The sequence below is a fragment of the Tenacibaculum gallaicum genome, assembly GCF_003387615.1.
In the GTDB taxonomy this organism is placed as follows: domain Bacteria; phylum Bacteroidota; class Bacteroidia; order Flavobacteriales; family Flavobacteriaceae; genus Polaribacter; species Polaribacter gallaicus.
Map to the genome: position 1 here is coordinate 280,274 of NZ_QUNS01000004.1, position 21,903 is coordinate 302,176.

At 31.2% G+C, this 21,903-nt stretch carries 21 protein-coding genes and 1 other RNA gene; 14 read left to right on the top strand and 8 right to left on the bottom strand.

All coding sequences use genetic code 11. The features are described 5' to 3' along the window. The first annotated feature begins 5 nt into the window (after positions 1-5). A complete protein-coding gene (locus C7448_RS10060; RefSeq protein WP_115901241.1) occupies positions 6-713 on the top strand; it encodes a hypothetical protein in 708 nt (235 codons plus the stop codon). Between the two features lie 56 nt (positions 714-769). On the opposite strand, the gene rny is transcribed toward C7448_RS10060, so the two are convergent. From rny to C7448_RS10080, 4 genes are all read right to left on the bottom strand, one after another. Then, positions 770-2,335: a ribonuclease Y gene (gene rny / locus C7448_RS10065; protein ID WP_115901242.1), complete on the bottom strand. Its 1,566-nt coding sequence runs from the start codon at positions 2,333-2,335 to the stop codon at positions 770-772. A 47-nt stretch (positions 2,336-2,382) separates the two neighbouring features. Further along, a non-coding RNA gene (gene ssrS, locus C7448_RS10070) (6S RNA) lies at positions 2,383-2,491 on the bottom strand. A gap of 59 nt (positions 2,492-2,550) precedes the next feature. Beyond that, on the bottom strand, positions 2,551-2,838 hold the full coding sequence (locus C7448_RS10075) for a cell division protein ZapA (RefSeq protein ID WP_115901276.1): 288 nt from the start codon (positions 2,836-2,838) through the stop codon (positions 2,551-2,553). 17 nt (positions 2,839-2,855) lie between these two features. After that, positions 2,856-3,074, bottom strand: a complete 219-nt coding sequence (locus C7448_RS10080; RefSeq protein WP_245939465.1) for a hypothetical protein — start codon at positions 3,072-3,074, stop codon at positions 2,856-2,858. A 220-nt stretch (positions 3,075-3,294) separates the two neighbouring features. Between C7448_RS10080 and C7448_RS10085 the strand changes: the two genes are divergently transcribed. From C7448_RS10085 to C7448_RS10105, 5 genes are all read left to right on the top strand, one after another. Next, the gene (locus tag C7448_RS10085; RefSeq protein ID WP_245939466.1) at positions 3,295-4,992 is read left to right on the top strand and encodes a M23 family metallopeptidase; all 1,698 of its coding nucleotides are present in this window, start codon (positions 3,295-3,297) and stop codon (positions 4,990-4,992) included. Between the two features lie 6 nt (positions 4,993-4,998). After that, positions 4,999-7,443 carry a carboxypeptidase-like regulatory domain-containing protein gene (locus C7448_RS10090; RefSeq protein WP_115901245.1) on the top strand — a complete coding sequence of 815 codons (2,445 nt, stop codon included), beginning with the start codon at positions 4,999-5,001 and terminating at the stop codon, positions 7,441-7,443. A 167-nt stretch (positions 7,444-7,610) separates the two neighbouring features. Next, positions 7,611-8,195, top strand: a complete 585-nt coding sequence (locus tag C7448_RS10095) for an SMI1/KNR4 family protein (protein WP_115901246.1) — start codon at positions 7,611-7,613, stop codon at positions 8,193-8,195. Between the two features lie 126 nt (positions 8,196-8,321). Then, on the top strand, positions 8,322-8,648 hold the full coding sequence (locus tag C7448_RS10100) for a DMT family transporter (RefSeq protein WP_115901247.1): 327 nt from the start codon (positions 8,322-8,324) through the stop codon (positions 8,646-8,648). 8 nt (positions 8,649-8,656) lie between these two features. Beyond that, positions 8,657-9,025: a DUF2200 domain-containing protein gene (locus C7448_RS10105; protein ID WP_115901248.1), complete on the top strand. Its 369-nt coding sequence runs from the start codon at positions 8,657-8,659 to the stop codon at positions 9,023-9,025. 84 nt (positions 9,026-9,109) lie between these two features. Here the strand turns inward: C7448_RS10105 and C7448_RS10110 are convergent, their stop codons facing one another. Continuing rightward, complete coding sequence (locus C7448_RS10110) at positions 9,110-9,895, bottom strand: helix-turn-helix domain-containing protein (RefSeq protein WP_211321906.1); 786 nt, start codon at positions 9,893-9,895, stop codon at positions 9,110-9,112. Between the two features lie 177 nt (positions 9,896-10,072). Here C7448_RS10110 and C7448_RS10115 point away from each other — a divergent pair, with 177 nt between their 5' ends. The 6 genes from C7448_RS10115 to C7448_RS10140 all read left to right on the top strand — a co-directional run bounded on the left by C7448_RS10115 (position 10,073) and on the right by C7448_RS10140 (position 15,710). Beyond that, a complete protein-coding gene (locus C7448_RS10115) occupies positions 10,073-10,651 on the top strand; it encodes a non-canonical purine NTP diphosphatase (RefSeq protein ID WP_115901249.1) in 579 nt (192 codons plus the stop codon). Next, complete coding sequence (locus C7448_RS10120) at positions 10,652-11,683, top strand: FecCD family ABC transporter permease (RefSeq protein WP_115901250.1); 1,032 nt, start codon at positions 10,652-10,654, stop codon at positions 11,681-11,683. It begins immediately after the preceding gene. Between the two features lie 136 nt (positions 11,684-11,819). Next, positions 11,820-12,524: an ABC transporter ATP-binding protein gene (locus C7448_RS10125; protein ID WP_317124710.1), complete on the top strand. Its 705-nt coding sequence runs from the start codon at positions 11,820-11,822 to the stop codon at positions 12,522-12,524. A gap of 65 nt (positions 12,525-12,589) precedes the next feature. After that, a complete protein-coding gene (locus tag C7448_RS10130) occupies positions 12,590-13,627 on the top strand; it encodes a M28 family metallopeptidase (RefSeq protein ID WP_211321907.1) in 1,038 nt (345 codons plus the stop codon). Positions 13,628-13,862: 235 nt separating this feature from the next. Then, a complete protein-coding gene (locus C7448_RS10135; protein ID WP_115901253.1) occupies positions 13,863-15,032 on the top strand; it encodes a histidine decarboxylase in 1,170 nt (389 codons plus the stop codon). 54 nt (positions 15,033-15,086) lie between these two features. Beyond that, positions 15,087-15,710 carry an outer membrane beta-barrel protein gene (locus tag C7448_RS10140; RefSeq protein WP_147300524.1) on the top strand — a complete coding sequence of 208 codons (624 nt, stop codon included), beginning with the start codon at positions 15,087-15,089 and terminating at the stop codon, positions 15,708-15,710. A gap of 42 nt (positions 15,711-15,752) precedes the next feature. Here C7448_RS10140 and C7448_RS10145 read toward each other — a convergent pair whose 3' ends face one another. The 3 genes from C7448_RS10145 to C7448_RS10155 all read right to left on the bottom strand — a co-directional run bounded on the left by C7448_RS10145 (position 15,753) and on the right by C7448_RS10155 (position 18,745). Then, positions 15,753-16,850, bottom strand: a complete 1,098-nt coding sequence (locus tag C7448_RS10145) for a methyltransferase (RefSeq protein ID WP_115901255.1) — start codon at positions 16,848-16,850, stop codon at positions 15,753-15,755. A gap of 18 nt (positions 16,851-16,868) precedes the next feature. Continuing rightward, positions 16,869-18,401, bottom strand: a complete 1,533-nt coding sequence (locus tag C7448_RS10150) for an FMN-binding glutamate synthase family protein (RefSeq protein ID WP_115901256.1) — start codon at positions 18,399-18,401, stop codon at positions 16,869-16,871. Between the two features lie 92 nt (positions 18,402-18,493). Beyond that, a complete protein-coding gene (locus C7448_RS10155) occupies positions 18,494-18,745 on the bottom strand; it encodes a type B 50S ribosomal protein L31 (RefSeq protein WP_115901257.1) in 252 nt (83 codons plus the stop codon). A gap of 197 nt (positions 18,746-18,942) precedes the next feature. Between C7448_RS10155 and C7448_RS10160 the strand changes: the two genes are divergently transcribed. Continuing rightward, the gene (locus C7448_RS10160; RefSeq protein ID WP_115901258.1) at positions 18,943-19,983 is read left to right on the top strand and encodes a glutaminyl-peptide cyclotransferase; all 1,041 of its coding nucleotides are present in this window, start codon (positions 18,943-18,945) and stop codon (positions 19,981-19,983) included. A 16-nt stretch (positions 19,984-19,999) separates the two neighbouring features. Continuing rightward, positions 20,000-21,499, top strand: coding sequence for a hypothetical protein (locus C7448_RS10165; protein WP_115901259.1), 1,500 nt, complete (start codon positions 20,000-20,002; stop codon positions 21,497-21,499). Positions 21,500-21,903 lie beyond the last annotated feature (404 nt).

A 21,903-nucleotide genomic window follows, 5' to 3' on the forward strand; every position in this document is an offset into this window, starting at 1 on the left:
CAATTATGAGAACAGGGATACTTTTATTATTAGCAATGATGTCATTAACAACAGTAAATGCCGACAACATTGAAAAATCAACTAGCAAAATTGGGGTTACAAATCGTAATAATGATGCTGTTACCTTTGTAGAAAGAGGAATTCAATTCCATGTATTTTTAAACGGAGATTTCGACTTTAATATCCATTACAATAGATACTCTGATTACGGCGTACGCATTAAACGTGATAGAAGAGGTCGTGTTAGAAGTGTAGGAAATGTGTACATAAACTACGATGCTAGAGGAAACGTGAAACGAATTGGTAACGTATTTATAAAATATAAATTCGGAAACTTATTTAAAGTAGGAAACTTACATATTCAATACGATAGATGGGGAAATCCAAGATTTAGAGGATTTGTAAAATCAGGACACCGTTATCATTATGATGATCGTTACTATTATGATGATGGAGTTGATGTAAATATCGATATAAACATAGGAGATATTTTTGACTATGATGATGTTTATTTTTACAGAAAAGATTTTGGAAGAAACTATCGTAAGTTTAGAGAGGATAATAATTATTATTACTATAGAGCCTTACCAAATTCAAAAATTGGAAAGCGTAGTAAAGTTATAAAAAGACGTAAACACAAAATTTACAAGAATAATAAATATAGGAAAGGAAAACCTGAACAAAAAGGTAAATCAAGAAGAAACCGTAATTAAACAAAAATCCCTCATCAAAGTTGATGAGGGATTTTTCATTTTATATAACTAATAAACTATTTAGCTACATTAACAGCTCTTGTCTCTCTAATTACAGTAACCTTAACTTGACCTGGATAGGTCATGTCATTCTGAATTTTTTGAGAAATATTAAATGATAATTCAGCAGCTTTTGTATCGTTTACCTTTGCACTTTCTACCATAACTCTTAATTCGCGTCCTGCTTGAATAGCATATGCTTTTTGTACTCCATTAAACCCAAAAGCAATATCCTCTAAATCTTTTAAACGTTGGATATAAGAATCTAAAACTTGGCGACGTGCACCTGGTCTTGCTCCAGAAATAGCATCACATACTTGAACTATAGGAGCCATTAAACTCTTCATTTCAATTTCATCATGGTGAGCTCCAATTGCATTACATACATCTGGTTTTTCACCATATTTTTCAGCCCATTGCATTCCTAATAATGCGTGTGGTAATTCACTTTCTGTTTCTGGTACTTTACCTATATCATGCAATAAACCTGCACGCTTAGCAGCTTTTGCATTTAAGCCCATTTCAGCAGCCATAATACCACAAAGATTTGCAACTTCACGTGAGTGTTGTAACAAGTTTTGACCATAAGAAGAGCGATACTTCATACGTCCAACTGTTTTGATTAATTCAGGGTGTAAACCATGAATTCCTAAATCGATAACAGTACGCTTACCAACCTCTATAATTTCTTGAGAAATTTGCTTTTCTGTTTTCTTCACAACCTCTTCAATCCTTGCTGGGTGAATTCTTCCGTCTGTTACCAGTTTATGCATTGATAAACGAGCTATTTCACGACGAACAGGGTCAAAACAAGATAAGATAATTGCTTCAGGAGTGTCATCTACAATAATTTCAACACCAGTTGCAGATTCTAAAGCACGAATATTACGTCCTTCTCGACCAATAATTCTACCTTTAACATCATCTGATTCAAGATTAAATACAGATACACAGTTTTCAACTGCTTGCTCTACTCCTACTCTTTGAATAGTGTTTAACACTACCTTACGAGCTTCTTGTTGAGCAGTCATTTTCGCTTCTTCTATGGTGTCTTGAATAAAAGACATAGCATCAGATTTTGCTTCGTCTTTTAAAGATGCTACCAACTCTGTTTTTGCTTCATCGGCAGATAGTCCAGAAATTTGTTCAAGCATATCCACATGGCGCTTGTGCATTTTTTCTAATTCAGATTCTTTCTTTTCTAAAAAGTCTAATTTATAATCAAAATCAGCTTCTTTCTTCTCTAATTGTTTATTAAGTTTTTTGTTTTTGTCTAGCTCTGATGATACTTGACTTTCTTTATCTCTTACTCTTTTTTCTACATCAGAAACTTTCTTTTCTCTTGATAAGATTACTTTTTCGTGCTCAGACTTCAGTTCTATAAACTTCTCTTTAGCTTGTAAAATCTTATCTTTCTTTATTGCTTCGGCTTCTACTTTAGCTTCTTTTATAATGCTACCAGCCTCTTTTTTTGTTTCCTGTATTAATTTATTTGCATTAGATTTTTCTAACATTTTAGCAATAAAAAAACCTACTGCTACACCTATAATTCCTGCTAAAACAGGAAATAATATTCCCTCCATAATTTTGATTTGATTGTATAAAAAAGCCTACATTAATAGGGTTTTAAAAACTCCAAAATAACAAGTTTAGGATTAACTGATTGATCAAGGATCCGAGGTAAAATCGGCTTGCTTTACTAACCACGACTCATCCTTTATAATTGAATAACGTTGAGTTTAACAAACAATGTACTAATGTAGGCAGTATATTAAATATATATATTTTAAAGAACGTTTTATAAATGATCTTCTAGCAAGTTAGTCAATTCATTTATCTTTTGCAATACTTCGGTATTTTCTTTAGTATTTTTTAACGATACTATTTCTGCTTTTGAGGCAAATTGTAAAGCACTCATTGCTAAAACATCTTGCTTATCTGCTACCGCATAACTTTCTTCAAACTTAGCAATTAATTCATTAATGCTTTTCGCTGCCTTACGTAATCCTTCCTCTTCATCGGTATTATTCACACTCAACGGATACGTTCTACCAGCAATTACCACATTAACTTTTATTTTTGCCATGTAAAGAACTTTAATATTTATGTGTTCAAAAGAGTAATACATTTATCAATCTCTCGAACCAAAGCATTTATTTTGAGTTTTGTTTCTCTTGTATTTTCGTTACTGCCTTCAATAGTTTTAGCAATTTTTAGCAAATTAAATTGTTTTTGCTGCTCTTCTAACTGCTTCTCTTTTTTTTGTAATAAAACTTGTAACTCTGCGTTGTTTTGAAGTAAAACTTTATTTTCTTCTTTCAAAAACTCATAGTTCGAAAGTAAGTTCTTTAACCTATCTTCCAGTAAATGAACTGATTTTAAAGGGTTACTCATTTATTTTAGAGAATAAAACTATATTCACAAAGTTATTAATATAACTTATAATTAGCAACTCTTTTAATGTTTTTTACCAAACCATTGATTTTAAGCCTTTAAGGTTTTTGATAGAATTTTACTAATTTTGCTTTAAAACTATTGCATTTTGAAATTTTATTTTTCTCTTATTTTATTAATCTTTTTTGTTAGCGGACAAGCTCAAAATCAGTATCCACGAAATTATTTTTCAAATCCACTAAAAATCCCCGTAGTACTGTCTGGTACCTTTGGAGAGTTACGAAGTAATCACTTTCATTCTGGTGTAGATATTAAAACCCAAGGAAAAGAAGGTATTCCTATTTATGCTCCTGCAAGTGGATATGTTTCTCGTATAAAAGTACAGCAGTATGGTTTTGGAAAAGCTCTTTATATAACGCACCCTAACGGCTATACTACTGTATATGCACATTTAAAACGATTTGAACCAAGTATTCAACAATATGTAAAAAGTGTTCAGTATAAAAAAGAAAAGTATAGCACAGGAAACCTTTTTCTTAAGTCAGATAAATTCCCTGTAAAGAAAGGGCAACTTATTGGTTATACTGGAGACACCGGTAGTTCTGGCGGTCCACATCTACATTATGAAGTTAGAAATACTAAAACAGAACATATTATCAACCCAATGCATTTCGGTTTAACAGCTAAAGATGATAAAACTCCTACTGTTCAAAAATTAGTAGCCTATCCATTAAGTGATGATGCTCGAATTAACAACTCTGCTTTAGAGTCTGTTATTTCTTTTAAAAACAAGGGAGATGGTAATTATATAGCAGAAAAAATTACAGCTAGCGGTACTGTTGGTTTTGGTATTAGTGTATTTGACCGATTAAATGGTGCATTGAATAAAAATGGAATTTATAGTTTAGAAATGAAGGTAAATGGTCAGCGTGTATATTATCATGATGTTGAAACCTTTTCTTTTGCTGAGAGTAAATATATTAATCTGTTGATCGATTACAAGCATTATAAAAAATATAGAAATAGGGTACAAAGAACACATAAAGTAAAAGCAAACAGACTTAGCCTATATGAAGATTTAGTAAACAATGGAAAGATTCATATTGAAAACGGAGCTAATTACAATATTGAAATCATTGCAAAAGATTTCAAACACAACACTTCTAAAATAAGAATACCAGTTAGAGGGACTGCAAGTAATTTAGTTTATAAGCAAAAAGATACCACAAACTATAAAATTATAGCAGCTAACTTTAATAAGTTTCATCAAAAAAATGTAACAATTGCTTTTCCTAAAAACACCTTTTATGAAGATTGCTTTATTGATTTTAAGATTGAAAATGGTACCGCTAAAGTTCACAACCCTACAATTCCTTTAGACAAGCGTTATACACTAACTTTTGAAACTTCTTTTTTAACAGAAGATCAAAAACAACATGTATACATTGCCAATGTTACAAACCCGAAATACCCGAGATACACATCTACAAGAAAAAAAATAGACAAAGTGTATACTACAACCAAACGTTTAGGTAGTTATGCTTTACGTTTTGATACTCAAAAACCAACTATTCAACTATATAATTTTAGTAATAACCAATGGATTTCTAAAAATAAAACACTAAAAGTTAAAATTGGAGATAAAGAAACTGGTATTAAAAATTATCGCGCTACTATTGATGGTGAGTGGGTTTTAATGGAGTATAATCATAAAAAAAGAATCCTTACGTACGATTTTAATGATAAAAAGTTGGTTGGTAGCAAACATATTTTTAAACTTGTAGTCTCTGATAATGTGGGTAATACTGAAACAGTTTCAGTAACATTCTTCAGAAAAACAAATTAAACAAGCTTGAAAAAAATTATTCTTTTATTACTGTTCCCTTCACTAGTTTTTGCGCAAAAAACAGCTACAGTAAAAGGAATCATTACCAATAAATTCAATACACCTATTGAAGGAGTTGCGATTTCTTATTTATCAAAAGGAACTACCACCGATGCTAGCGGAATATATCAATTTACGATTCCTATGCGAAAAACAGTTGCCGTTACATTTACGCATGTTTCCTATAAAACTTTAGTAAAAAAATTCACATCTCGAGGAAAAAAAAACTTTAACTTCTCTCCTACTTTACAAATTAAAAATGAACAGTTGGAAGAAATTATTGTTAAAAACCAGGAAAAAGAAGCACAAGGCATTACCAAAATAAAAACCAAAAAAGTAAAAAATATACTTGGTGCCAATGCTGGTGTTGAAAATATATTAATGACACTACCGGGAGTTAGTAACAATAACGAATTAAGTACCCAGTACAATGTTCGCGGTGGTAACTTTGATGAAAACCTAGTATATGTCAATGGTATTGAAGTATATCGTCCCTTTTTAATTCGCTCTGGTCAACAAGAAGGCTTAAGTTTCACCAATCCACATATGATTCAGAATATTAATTTTTCTGCAGGTGGATTTCAAGCAAAATATGGTGATAAATTATCTTCTGTTTTGGATATTACATATCGAAAACCAACCAATTTTGGTGTTCAGCTAGATTTAAGTTTACTAGGAGGTAGTTTTACTATTGAAGATACTTTTGCTAACAATAAGCTTAGTGCTATAGTAGGTGTTCGTTATCGTGATAATAGTTTATTTGTTAATAGTAAACAAACAGAAGTTAACTTCAGACCCCGTTTTACTGATGTACAATCATTTTTAAGCTATCAAGTTACCAATAAACTTACTTTAAATTTCTTAGGTAATTTCTCTCTCAACAACTACAACTATAAACCATTAACTCGTAAAACTCGATTTGGTACCTTAAGTGCCCCGCTAGAGTTAATTGTTTTTTATCAAGGACAAGAAGAAGATCGTTTTCAAACCTTATTTGGAGCTTTTTCTGCTGATTATCAAGTTAACGACAATCTAAAACTTACTGGTACTATTTCATCTTTTAATACACAAGAAGAAGAATACTTTGATATTGCTGCCGCTTACGCCATAGGTGAAGTAAATAGCAATATTGGTTCTGAAGATTTCGGTGAAGTTGAATTTTCTCAAGGCATCGGTTCACAGATTAACCATGCTCGTAACGACTTAGATGCTTTAATTAATAATATTCAACTAAAAGCTACTTTTAAAGAGGGTAATAATGAATGGAAAGCAGGTGTCAAATACCAAGCTGAAAATATAAAAGATCGTATTCGTGAATGGGAAGTTATAGATTCTTTAGGTTTTTCTGTTCGTCCGCCACATCACATACCTAACAACCAACCATACGAACCTTTTACAGGTCCTATTGAGCCTTACAGAAACATAAGAGCGGTAAATGAAATAGACATCAATCGTGTTACTAGCTTTTTACAATTTAGCAGGAAAACTACTTGGAACGAGCATCAAGTTTGGATGAATATAGGTGTTCGCTCTCATTATTGGTCTATAAAAACAGCTTCTACTAATGCGTATTCTCAAACAATTTTTAGTCCTAGAGCACAACTTACCATAAAACCTGATTGGGAAAATGATATGTTATTTAGGGTTTCAGGTGGTTGGTATTCACAACCTCCCTTTTATAAAGAGTTACGTGATTATGACGGACAAGTACACCCTGAAGTGAAAGCACAAAAATCTATTCATATAGTTGCTGGGAATGAATTTAGTTTCAACCTATGGGAACGCCCTTTTAAATTAGTTACCGAAGCTTATTACAAAGATTTATCAGATGTAAATGCGTATTCAGTAGATAATGTTCGTATTCGTTATCGTGCTGATAATGTTACTGATGCCTATGCCTACGGGTTAGATGTTCGTTTAAACGGAGAGTTTGTTCCTGGTAATGATAGTTGGGTTAGCTTTGGGTATTTAAAGACCGAAGAAAATATTAACAACAGAGGCTACATTGCCAGACCTACTGATCAACGCTTAAATTTTGGAATATTATTTCAAGATTATGTACCTAATTTACCAGACCTAAAAGCTTATCTAAATCTTGTTTATAACACAGGGTTACCTGGCGGTGCTCCTGCTTATGCTGATGTATATCAATTTCAAAACCGTTTGAATGATTACAAACGTGCCGATGTAGGAATTTCTTATGTTTTTGCTGATGCTAACAAACAACATAAAACTGGATTTTTACGTAGTTTCAAAGAACTCACCGCTGGTTTAGAGCTATTTAACATTTTCGATATCCGTAATTCCAACACCAATACATGGGTACGTGATGCTTACAGTAAAAACCAATACGGCATTCCTAACTACATGACAGGAAGAGTATTGAACTTTAAGTTAGGAATACAATTTTAGTCTCCTCTACTCTTTTTTAACGAAAAATTAGCGAAAAAACTTCCTTAAGCATTTTCCACACATAGTACTTTAGCTTGAAAATTAAAATAGTGCTGTGAAAAGCACTATCTATTTTTTTTACAAGAAGTTTAGCAAGCACCAATATTACACTACAAAAAATAATTACAATGAAAAATCAAAAAATTGAAATCGAAAATTTATGGAACCGTTTTAAAAACTGGGTTTCTTCTAATGCTCCACATTTATCAGAAGAGCTTCAACCTGCTATTCAACCAGAAGAAATAAAACAACTCCAACAAACCATACAAACAGAATTACCTGAAGACTTTATAGCATTTTTAAGTATACACAACGGTCAAAACAGAAATGCCGAAGGCTTAATAGATGCGGAAGAGTTACTTTCTTCTAATAGAATAATTGATGAATGGAAAATTTGGTACGATTTATATGAAGGTGGAGACTTTGAAGATAATGAAACTGAACCCGATGAAGAAATTAAAGATTTTTGGTGGAACCCAAAATGGATTCCGATTACTTATGATGGATCAGGAAACCATCTATGTATAGATATGGATCCTACAAAAAATGGAACTAAAGGGCAAATAATTAGAATGTGGCATGATGATAGTACTAGAGAGCACATAGCACCTTCTTTTAAGGTTTTCTTTGAAAATTATTGTACCAATCTTGAAAACAACAAATATGTTTACTCTGACGAGTGGGGAGGAATAATTAATAAAGAAGATTTGTAAAACCTTTAACTCAACTCAATGGCAGTAACATTTTAACTTCAAAAATAAAACAAGTGAAAAGGTAGAACACCTTAGCTTGTAATTGAATAAAGTTATTGTATTTTAGTATCTAAAAAGTAATTACAAATGAATTGGATTTTGTTAATTATAGCCGGTTTATTTGAAGTAGCTTTTGCAGCTTGTCTTGGAAAAGCTAAAGAAGCTACTGGAATAGAAGCTACATATTGGTATATTGGCTTTTTAATCTGTTTATCTATCAGTATGTTGCTTCTTGTAAAAGCAACCCAAGAGCTACCTATTGGAACTGCCTATGCGGTTTGGACAGGGATTGGTGCTGTAGGAACAGTATTAGTTGGTATTTTAGTTTTTAAAGAACCCGCTACATTTTGGCTATTATTTTTTATCACAACATTAATTACTTCGATTGTAGGACTCAAAATCGTTTCACATTAACCTAAGCCATGAAAACAACACCTAAACACGACGAAAGAATAGCGAGCATGACTTTTGCTTCTGTTTATCCACACTATGTTACTAAAGTTGAGAAAAAAAAGAGAACTAAAGAGGAATTGCATCAAGTAATTGAATGGTTGACTGGTTTCGACAACGAAAAGTTAGACAAATTGATTGATCAAAAAGCAACCTTTGAAACCTTCTTCGAAGAAGCCAACTTAAACCCTAATGCTCATTTAATTACAGGTGTTATTTGTGGTTACCGAATAGAAGAAATAGAAACTCCTTTAACTAAACAAGTTCGTTATTTAGATAAACTTGTAGATGAATTAGCTAAAGGTCGTAAAATGGAAAAGATTTTACGTAAACCTAGTTAACAACTTCCCTTTTTAAATCCTTAAGGACTACTTCATTTATTTTAAGAAAAAGAGGCTTTTAAAGCCTCTTTTTCTTAAACATCCTTATTTTCTTGCTATCATATAAATTATAATTATTTCAATTATCACAGTAGGTATTAATAAGAATAACCCTAAACTTGCCAAAACTACTGTAGCTAAGAAAGCTCCTGTAACAATTTCTAAAATACCTCCTATTTGTACTAAAACCCCTAACTTATCCTTTAACTGTAATAAACTCATTCCAAAAATTATTTGAATTGCTCCAAAAACAAGCAGTTCAGTAATAAGAGATATTGCAATAACTTCTTCACTAAAATTTATTAAAAATATATCGTAGAACTCAAATAACACAAAAACTATCATAAAGACATAAACCACTACCCCTAATAATTTATGAGCATAAATTTTGGCTATTCTTAAAAAACCCATAAAAAATAGCACAAAAGCTACAGAGGACACTACTTTAATGCTAGTATATATAGCTACATTAAAAATTGACTCATCTTTTGTAAACTGGTATATATCTGCGATAGTTTCAATAAATCCAAAAACAAAATAGATAATTCCAAAAATCCAAGCTAAGTTTAATCTCTTCCTGTCTTGACCTGTGAGTATTTCTTTATTTGTAAATTCTTCTAAATTAATAGTTACATTTAATGCTTGTAGTATAGTCTTGATAGTAAAACTTCTAGGCATAGTTTCACCAGCCTCTATACGTTGTATTGTACGAACATTAATATTACACTTTTCAACAAGCTCTTCTTGAGTTAATCCTTTTTGTTTCCTCAATTCAAGAATCTTTTTTCCTAAATCTGGTTGTTTCATGGTAAGTAAATTTTTATTTCTCATACAATATTACTTTTCATTCTAAATTTGATAAAACTTTTTAATTGTTTTAAACCCGACTTTTACACGACATCTCTTTGTTTATAGTAGTTTCAAGACGAATACCTTTTCTATAAAAAATAAAAACAACAACAAAGATGATAAAAATTGAATACATTTGCTTTTGTTAATTTTCAATACATGAAACTAGTTTTTGCTACCAATAATCTAAATAAACTTACTGAAGTACAAAAAATGCTGCCCAGTTCTATTGAACTACTTTCTTTAAAAGATATCAGTTGCTTTGATGATATTGAAGAAACTGCTACTACCTTAGAAGGTAATGCTCAAATTAAAGCAAATTACATTACTGAAAAATTTGGATATAATTGTTTTGCAGACGATACAGGTTTAGAAGTTGATACTTTAAACGGAGAGCCTGGTGTATACTCTGCTCGTTATGCAGGTGAACCTACTAATGCAGAAAACAACATGCAAAAACTATTAACAGCATTAAATAATAAAACTAATAGAAATGCTCAATTTAGAACTTCTATTTGTTTAAACTTAAAAGGAAAACAATTTTTATTTGATGGAGTCTGCAAAGGGAGTATTTTAACCTCTAAACAAGGCGAGCAAGGCTTTGGATATGATCCTATTTTTCAGCCTGAGGGGTACAACAAATCATTTGCAGAAATGACTTCAGAAGAAAAAAATAAAATTAGCCACAGAGGATTAGCTATTCAACAGTTGGTAATATTTTTAAAATCAATTAACTAGTTGAATTTATCAAAAACATACACAGCGCATTTTTTGCTTTTATCGGTTTTACTGATTCTTTTTTTACTGCTAAACATTAGTTTAGGTTCAGTTTCCATCCCTTTTCAAGAAATTTTTAATTCCTTATTTGGCAATCCTGTAGCAAAAGATAGCTGGGAAACTATCATCGTTAACTACCGTTTACCCAAATCAATTACTGCTATGTTGGTAGGATCAGGATTATCAATAAGTGGTTTATTAATGCAAACATTATTTAGAAACCCACTTGCTGGTCCTTTTGTACTAGGTATATCCTCTGGTGCAAGCCTTGGTGTAGCACTACTCATTTTAGGCTCAAGTGTTTTTGGAGGTTTTTTTCTAGTAGCTATATATTCAAACTGGGCGTTAGCTATTGCTGCTAGTGCAGGGTCTTTCTTAGTGTTATCAGCTGTTATTATAGCTGCAAATAGAGTTCGTAATACGATGTCTATTTTAATTATTGGATTAATGTTTGGCTCCTTAACATCTGCAGTTATTAGTGTATTAGCTTTTTTTAGTGAAGCCGAACAAATACAACAATATTTGTTTTGGAGTTTTGGAAGTCTTGGAAATTTAACTTGGACTGAACTTTCTGTTTTTGGAGTTATTTATCTTATCGGAGTTCTTGGAACATTCTCTGTAATAAAACCTTTAAACAGTTTCTTATTAGGTGAAAACTATGCAAAAAGCTTAGGAATTAATATCAAAAAAAGCAGAAACATTATTTTATTAATTACAAGTATTCTTACAGGTGTAATTACTGCTTTCTCGGGGCCTATAGCTTTTGTTGGACTAGCTGTTCCGCATATTGCTAAAATGATTTTCTCTACATCAAATCATAAAATTTTGTTACCTGCCGTTGCTTTAATAGGAGCAATTATTTTATTAATTTGTGACAGTATAGCACAATTACCCACAAGTGAATTTACTTTACCTATTAACGCAATAACCTCATTATTTGGAGCACCTGTTGTTATTTGGTTATTGATAAGGAAGAAAAAAATATATGTATAGCATAGAGTTACTAAAAGCTTTATAAATAATTAAACGGATAAACATCAAGCAACAAGAAAAAAATATCGTCTTACAAACAGAAAGCCTTTCTATAGGGTATCAATCAAAAAAGCAACAAACCGTTATTGCTTCAAACATTGATTTAGCTATTGAAAAAGGAAGATTTGTTGCTTTATTAGGTAAAAACGGAATAGGAAAATCAACTCTACTACGTACTATTTCTAAAGTTCAAAAACCTTTAAAAGGTTTTGTAAAAATCAATCAAAAAGAACTTTCATCTTATACGAATCAAGAATTGTCAACTACGCTAAGTTTAGTATTAACTGAACGTTTACCGTTAAGTCAGCTAACCGTTTTTGAATTGGTAGCTTTAGGGCGCCAACCATACACCAATTGGATTGACAAACTAACTCAAGATCATTTAAAAAAAATTCTCTGGGCAATTGAACAAACTGAAATCACACATTTAAAAGACAAACGTTTTTATGAATTAAGTGATGGTCAATTACAACGTGTACTTATTGCTCGTGCTTTAGCTCAAGATACCGAAATCATCATTTTAGATGAACCTACAGCTCACTTAGACATTCATCACACATTTAAAGTATTTTCTTTATTAAAAAAACTTGTAGAGAACACAGGAAAAACTATTATTATTTCTACTCACGAAGTAAATTTAGCTATTCAACTTGCTGATGAATTCATACTCCTTTCTGAAAAGCAATTATACACTGGTACTTCACAAGAATTAATTGCTCAGAATGCTTTTGAAGAACTTTTTCCAAAAGAATTAATAAGTTTTAACAAAACATTAGAACAATTCGTTATCAAGAAAAATTAAATTTGAATGACAGTAACATTTTGTTACTTTTGAAGCTAATCAAACTAAACAAACCTTAATTATTGATGAAAAAATTACTTTATATGGCTAGTGCAATTGCACTGGTAGCATGTGGTTCAAGTAAAGAAACTGCAAATACAGATAATGACGTAACCACAGACCAAGCTGCAAAATATGCAAAAACCATTACTGCAAAAGATTTAGGTAAACACCTATTCATCTATGCTTCAGATGAATTTGAAGGAAGAAATACTGGTGAACCTGGACAAAAGAAAGCGGTAAAGTATTTAAAAGATTTTTATGTTAGTCAAGGAATCGCATCTCCTTTAGGTGGTAATGATTACTTTCAAAAAGTACCTTCTCAATACTTAAGTAACAACCGTAGAGGAATGACATTAAAAGATTCTGAAAATGTTGTTGCTTTTATCAAAGGAACGGAAAAACCAGATGAAATTTTAGTTATTTCTGCTCACTTAGACCACGAAGGAGTTAAAAATGGAGAAATTTATAACGGTGCAGATGATGACGGATCAGGAACTGTAGCCATTTTAGAAATTGCTGAAGCTTTTAAACAAGCTGCTGATGCTGGCAAAGGCCCTAAGCGTTCTATTTTATTCTTACATGTTACTGGTGAAGAAAAAGGTTTATTAGGATCTAAATATTATACAGAAAACCCTATTTTCCCATTAGCAAATACTGTTGCTGATTTAAATATTGATATGATTGGTAGAGTTGACGACCGTCATAAAGGAAATCCAAATTACGTGTACTTAATTGGTTCTGATAAATTAAGTACTGAATTACACAATATCTCTGAAGCGATGAACAAAAAGTATACAAACATCGATTTAGATTATAAATACAACGATGATAACGACCCAAATCGTTTTTATTATCGTTCTGACCATTATAATTTTGCTAAGCACAACATTCCAATTATTTTTTATTTTAATGGAACACATGCCGACTATCACAGACCAACTGATACTCCTGACAAAATCAATTACGAAATGTTAGAGAATAGAGCTCGTTTAGTTTTCCATACCGCTTGGGAAGTTGCGAATCGTGAGAATCGTGTTGTGGTTGATAAAGCCGCAGAATAAGGTCTAACCAAGTTTAAATTATAAAGTTTAAAAGCTCATCTAATTAGATGAGCTTTTTTATTAATTCTAATCTATATATCGTTCCTAAAATATATCTTCTTTTCTTCCTATAAAAAACCGTTAATAGATTATTTATCTACTACAACAATTAAATTAGAAAAATAATCTAAATACTAAACCTATACCTGATAAATAATATTACTTCGTTTACTTTTGCTTGCTTAAATTTAATACTATGGTTAACGAGGGAAAATTATCATTAGAAAATCAGCAAAAACTAGATAAATTACAAGAAGAATTAGCTTCTGCTCGCGATACTTTTTTAGGGTATCCTGTATCAAAAGACTTTGATTATTCAGAATTAAATAAGTTTTTTCAATATCCAATTAACAACCTTGGTGATCCTTTCGAACAAGGTACTTATCGTGTACGTACCCATGAAATGGAACGTGAGGTTATTGCATTTTTCGCAAAACTATTTAGAGCAAACCCAAAAGACTTTTGGGGATATGTTACCAATGGTGGCTCAGAAAGCAACCTCTATGGTTTATACATTGCTCGTGAATTGTTTCCGAAGGCTATGGTATATTATTCAGAGTCTACTCATTACAGTGTTCGCAAAAACATTCATTTGTTAAACATTCCTAGTATTGTAATTAAATCGCAAGAAAATGGTGAGATGGATTATGAAGATTTTGAAAATACTGTTCGTATGAACCGCCATAAACCAGTAATTGTATTGGCTACTTTTGGTACTACTATGAAAGAAGCTAAAGATGATATTGCTAAAATCAAGGATATTTTACACAATTTAGCTATTCAAGATCATTATATTCACTGCGATGCTGCCTTAGCAGGATCTTTTGGACCATTTATGCAACCTCGTCTTCCTTTTGATTTTATGGATGGTGCTGACAGTATTTCTATCAGTGGACATAAATTTATTGGTTCACCGATACCTACTGGAGTATTGATGGCTAAAAGATCAAATAGAGATAGAATTGCTAAAGGAATTTCGTACATCGGTTCTTTTGACACTACTATTACAGGCTCTCGTAACGGACATTCTCCTTTATTCTTGTGGTATGCCTTAAAGCAATTAGGTGTTGAGGGTTTACAACAACGTTACCAACATAGTTTAGCTGTGGCCGAATATTGCGAAGCTGAATTACAAAAAATCGGAGTAAATGCTTGGAGAAACCCGAATGCAATTACTGTGGTATTACCAAAAACTCCACAAAGTATTAAAGATAAATGGCAGTTAGCTACTGAAGGAAGCATTTCTCATGTTATTTGTATGCCTAACGTAACAAAAACTCAGATTGATGAATTTGTAAACGATTTAAAAAATTGTACAGAACAGATTATTGAAGAGGAATTTTCCTATGATTTTTCATTAAGCTAACCTTTTATTAATTTAAGACAAGTACTTTTGATTGCTTTAAAAGAAAATTTAATTATGAAGAAATTATTATTAAGCACAATGCTACTTGCATTGTCTTTTGCTTATGGACAAGAAAAAAAAGAAAAATTAACTATTGAAAAAGGTACGTGGTATACTAGTGCTAATTTTTCCATAGGACATAATAGTAATGAATTTGAAGGTTCTCCTGAAACTTCTAAATATTTTAACTTTAACTTCTCTCCTAAAGTAGGATATACTATTAACGACAACTTAATTATAGGTTTAGGTGTAGGATATGGATATTCAAAAAGTGAATCAGGGAGTGAAATTGGAAAAGGTAACTCCTACAAAATCTTTCCTTACATCAAAAAACACTTTCCACTTGGAAAGAAATTAACTATTTCGTTACAAGGAGAGTTTAGTTATAGTTATTCTGATTATTCAAGCAATATTAATTCTACTCCATACGAAAGAAGCACCAACCAATATTTTGTAGGGATAAGACCTGGACTTACTTATTTTTTAAACAAAAACATCGCCTTAGAAGCTAATATAGGTAGCTTAGGTTATTCTAAAACAGACCAAGATGAAAGTAGTTTTCCTGACAGAGAATCTGATTCATTTCAGTTTAATATAAACTCAACTGATTTAATGTTCGGTTTATCATATTATTGGTAGTATTAAAGTTTACAAATCAAACAGAAAACGCTAAGAAAATTCTTAGCGTTTTTTTATACATTCTATTATTTGAAACTTTTTATTTTGTTGTAACACACTTACCGAAGAAAAAAGCTTTGTTAGGTGCGTACTATAATTCAAATGGGAATTAGCTACTAACAAAAACCTCCCTTTGTTTTTTAAACAATTTTCTATTCCTTTAAAAAGATTAAGTGCTATCTCAATATTATTCTCATACTCGAAATGAAAAGGAGGATTCGATACTACTAAGTCGAAAGAATTTTCTTTTAACCCCTCTAGGGTATCATCGCATAAAAATTCTGCTTTTTTTCCTTCTAAGTTAATTTTAGATGACTCAATAGCTAAATTAAAATCATCTAACAAAGTTACTTCTGCTTTTGGATTTTGCTCCACTACTTCATAAGCAATAATACCATTTCCCGAAGCTACATCTAATACTTTTAACTCTCTAGAGTCAACTACTAAGTTTTCTAAAAAAAATTGTGTTCCTATATCTACACTTCCAGAAGAAAACACACCGTAATATTGTTGTAAAGCTTTGTCTTTCCACTGAATAGTGTTGATTAGGTTTTTCTTTTGAAATTCCTTTTTAGGTGTTTTTAAAATAAGTAACCTTACTTTTTTCCATGCTTTTGACTGAGTAACTTCTTCAAAATATTGTTCTGCAACCCTTATAAAAGAAGGAGAAAAATACTTAGTCATAAATCCGCAAACAACTTCTGTTTTTTTATTAGAAACTGTATGAATTTGTTGTAAAAACAATTCAAATAATTCTAATGACTTTGGAGTTTTAATCAAAGCTATTTCTACATTCTGTAAATCATCAAGCGGAGTTTTAAAATCAATTTCTGTAGAAAAATTATTCAACTTTAAGTTTTGACGAATTGCTTTTTGCTGACTAGCATACGTCCAAACAGTCGTAATCTTTTTATTCTGAAAAACACAATTCCATACTCCAAAACGGTCATTAAAAAGATGTAAGTGGTCTATCTCTTTTTCAGCTATATAATCTAACGCTAAGAGTTCAGCGTTACTCCAAGCTCTTAAACTTTTGTCAGAAGTCTTAGGGTAACGTTGTAATTTATATGTTTTTGAATTAATTTTTACTGTAGTATCCAATTAACTAATATTCTATTCTTAACTTATAAAAACCTTTTCTTTAACGTAGTAAATTTCATCTAATGAAGTTATTTCTCCTCTCGTATTTCTTCTGAAAATGTGTTTTGGTTCAATATCTTCAATTGATTCTTTCCCCATAGCTGCAACCATTTCTTTAATTGCACTAATGGTTTTATTGTGGTAATTTTTTACACGCATATTCTTATACTTAACTACCAAAGCCTTTACCAGGTCTTTTTCTTGTGTTGCTACACCTACAGGACAAGTGTCTAAATTACATTCACGTGCCTGAATACATCCCAAACTCAACATAAAGCTACGAGCCATTCCTATGGCATCAGCGCCTAACGCTAAGTATTTAATCACGTCAAAAGCATCAATAGCTTTTCCACTTGCAATGATTCTTATTTGGTCTCTTAACCCGTATTTTTTTAGTTTTTTATTTACAAAAGACAATCCTTCTAATAACGGTGTACCAATGTAGTTTGAGAATTCTAAAGGTGCTGAACCTGTTCCTCCTTCACCTCCATCAACAGCTATATAATCAGGATAATTATTTGCATCAGCAAATGCTTTAATCATCGCTTCAATTTCATCATTATCCCCAACACAAAATTTAATTCCTATTGGCTTCCCTCCTGACAACTCTCTTACTTGTTGAATAAATGCAACCATTTCATCAAAATTAGAAAAAGCATCATGCCCTGGTGGCGAATCTACTCGTGTAAAAGGCTCTACAGAACGGATTTCAGCAATTTCTTTTGTATTCTTTTTTGCTGGAAGAATTCCTCCATGACCAGGTTTAGCTCCCTGAGAAAGCTTTATTTCAACCATTTTCACCTCTGGTCTTACTGCATTCTTCTTAAAAATCTCAGCATTAAAAACTCGTTTCCCATTTACACTTTTTCCTGCTCCAAAATAGCCTGTTCCTACTTGAAAAATTAAATCTCCACCTTGTAAATGGTAAGGAGAAACCCCTCCTTCACCTGTGTTATGAGCAAATCCTCCCATTTTTGCTCCTTGATTTAATGCCATAATTGCATTTTTACTTAACGAACCAAACGACATTGCAGAAATGTTAATTATAGAGGAGTTATACTTTTGTGTACACTTATCTGAGCCTATGAGTACTCTTTCCCCACTAATATGATGATGGTCTTTAGGAAATAATGAATGTTTTACAAATTCATATCCTTTTGCATATACATTGTGTTGTGTACCAAAAGGAACTGTTTCAATTTCTTTTTTTGATCGTTGGTAAACTATACTCCTTTTCTCACGGTTAATAGGTTTTCCGCTTAAATCATCTTCAATAAAATACTGTTGAATTTTTTCTCGCTCTTCTTCAAATACCCAACGTAAGCGTGCAATTACAGGGAATGCACGCATTAATGAGTGCTCTTTTTGAATAAAAGCATCATATATTGCTAATAAAGTTACTACTGAAGCAACAGTTAACAAAATATAATTCCCCATATCTGGCATGAAATAAACTAACACACCACATAAAATATTAATTGCAATAATAACAGATAAGATAGTATCTCTCATTTCTTTTATTTTTCTGACAAAAATACAATTTTAGCATAAAAAAAGCCCTGACATATAGCCAGAGCTTTCTTTTATATTTAAAATACTTAAAATTACTTCTTGAATTTCGAGTATTTGTTTTTGAACTTATCAATACGTCCTGCAGTATCTACTAACTTAGACTTACCAGTGTAGAAAGGATGTGAAGTTCTTGAAATTTCTAATTTAATTAATGGATACTCAACTCCTTCTACTTCTAAAGTTTCTTTTGTATTAGCAGTTGAACGTGTTAAAAAAACATCTCCATTAGACATGTCTTTGAACGCTACCATTCTATAATTTTCTGGATGTATACCTTTTTTCATCTCTTGTAAATTTAAAATCTTTTATTTTTGTTGAAAAAATTATAAAGTTGGTAATGCTTTATAGTTGTTTCATATATCAAAAACCTGCAATGGCTATTTGAGGGTGCAAATTTAACCCTTTTTTTTAATTTGCAAACAAATAATTTGCTTTAATTTGTACAACATCTTTATAAACTACAGAAAATAACATTTTATATATGCGTTTTTATAAACTTTTAACTTTAGGATTAACTACTTTACTTGTAACATCTTGTAGCGAAACTAATTACAAATTTAAATTAAATACTACCAAAAAAACTACTTTAGGTAAAAAAGCTGCTATTAAGTTTGAACAACTTAAAGGTGAACAGATAGATTCTGTACAACTTTACGTAAACAACAAACGTGTAAATACTAACGAAACAAGTATTACTATAAATACTGCTGATTTTGGTGTAGGAAAACATGCTGTTACTGCGTTGGCTTTTTACCCAAACAAATCAAAAAAACTAAACAACTCTATTGAGATATTAGCGAAAGAAGCTCCGTCTGTGTATTCTTATAAAATTGTAAATATTTATCCGCATGATAAAGGAGCCTACACTCAAGGCTTAGAGTATAAGAATGGTTATTTATACGAAAGTACAGGGCGTAATGGAGAGTCTACTTTACGAAAAGTAGAATTAGAAACTGGAAAAGTTTTACAAAAGGTAGATTTAGATAAGAAGTACTTTGGAGAAGGAATGACCATTTTTAAGAATAAAATTTATTGGTTGACATGGCATGCTCGTAAAGGTTTTATATACGATCTTGAAACATTTAAGCAACTTGGGAGCTTTAATTACACCAATAGCAATCAAGGTTGGGGATTAACACACAACGGTTCTGAGCTTATTAAAACGGATGGAAGCAACAAAATTTGGTTTTTAGACGCAAATAATCAGCAAGAAAAAAGAAGTGTTCAAGTATACACAAACAAATACCCTGTTGATAATTTAAATGAAATTGAACTTATTGATGGTAAAGTTTATGCTAATAAATGGCAACAAAATTCAATAGTTATTATCAATCCAGAAACTGGTGTTGTTGAAGGTGTAGCTAACTTAAATGGATTAAGAGATATTGTTGCTAAAGATCAAACTATAGAGCCTCAAGACGATGTACTAAATGGTATTGCATATGATACTGAAAACAATCGTTTGTTCGTAACTGGAAAACATTGGGGAAAATTATTCGAAATAGAATTAATCAAACAATAATCTACTACCTAAAATCATGAAAAATACCCTTCCCATAATACTAGCGCTTATTTTATCTATTATTGTAATGTCTTGTAGAAAAGATTTCACTACAGTACCTAGTTATGGGAAGTTACAGTTTTCAAAAGACACCGTATTTCTAGACACTGTTTTTAGCAACATAGGTTCTGCTACTTATAACTTAAAAGTATACAATAAGAGTAGTAAAACTATTACAATTCCAGAAATCAAATTGGAAAATGGAAATACTTCAAATTACCGATTGAATGTAGATGGATTAGCTGGTGACAGTTTCAATAACATTGATATTTTAGCAAATGACAGCATCTATATTTTTATAGAAACCACTATTAATGTTAATACAGTAACCAATCCCTTATACACTGATAAAATATTGTTCGATAATGGAGAAAATCAACAAGATGTAGATTTGGTTACCTTGGTACAAGATGCGCATTTTATTTTTCCTTCTAAAAACAGTTCGGGTATTGAAACATTAATTATTGACGGCAAAGAAACCGAGATTCAAGGTCGTTTTTTAACTGATGAAGAGCTCGCTTTTACTAGTGAAAAGTCGTATGTTATTTACGGTTATGCAGCAGTACCTTCTAGTAAAACACTAACAATTGAAGCAGGAGCTAAAATTCACTTTCACAACAATTCTGGATTGATTATTGATAAAGACGCTAACCTTAAAGCCAATGGAACCTTAGATGAAAAAATTGTTTTTGAAGGTGACCGACTAGAGCATCAGTTTGGTGAAATACCAGGACAATGGGGAGCTATTTGGATACGTGAAGGGAGTTACAATAACGAGTTAAATCACATTCAAATTAAAAATGGAACTGTTGGTCTTTTAGTTGACGGGCAAAACGCATCCTCTCCTACGCTAACTATAAAAAACACCGAGATATATAATAATTCAAATTATGGCGTTTTAGGTAGAAATACTCATATTGAAGGAGAAAACTTAGTAATTGGTAGTTCAGGACAATCTTCATTAGCTTGTACTTTTGGAGGAAAATATAGTTTTATACACTCTACTTTTGCTAATTTTTGGAATAGCAGTATTCGTCAATTACCTACAGTTTTAATAAATAACCACATTACTTATTCTAACGATAACAACCAAGAAGTTACAGAAATTAATGATTTAGTAAATACTAACTTTATTAATTGCATTATTGAAGGAAATAACAATGTAGAGTTTATTCTTGATAGAATTGACGGAACAACTTTTAACTACATGGTTGAAAACTGTTTAATCAAATTTGATGATTTTAATAATTCATTTACTGATAATAATGAATTGAATTTTGATGATACTTCACATTATCAAAACAACATTTTAAACGGTGAATCTGACTTTAAAGATGTTACTAAAAACGAGTTTATCATTGGTGAAAATAGTGATGCCATTAATAAAGCACAACCTTCCGCTGTTTCTGAAGATATTTTAGGTATTGATAGAAACACTTCTCCTGATATTGGCGCATATCAACATATTACTTTTTAAACAAATAAGGTTTATCTACAAAAACACTTCCACTTAACGATTAAAACAATCCATTCATCGAATTATACTAAAGCACATTGCTATCTAAATATATATTTGTAGTGTATTTGTTTCATTCATAGTAATAAAATAAATTAATTAGTTTGGTTAGTTGAGAGCTATTCTTCCATAACCGTTATGAGTAGCTCTTTAAAAAAAGAAAATTAATAACAGTATATATTAAAATATTTGTCGGGGGGCAATACTAATAGATTGAGGAATCTATGTAAAAAAAAAGGGATACTTAAGTATTCCTTTTTTTAGTTAGTATGTCTCGTCCTGAAATAAGTTTACACAATTTAGACTTATTTTATGAAAAACAATGTATCCAAGAAGAAGCGTACACAGTGTGATTACAATTTAGG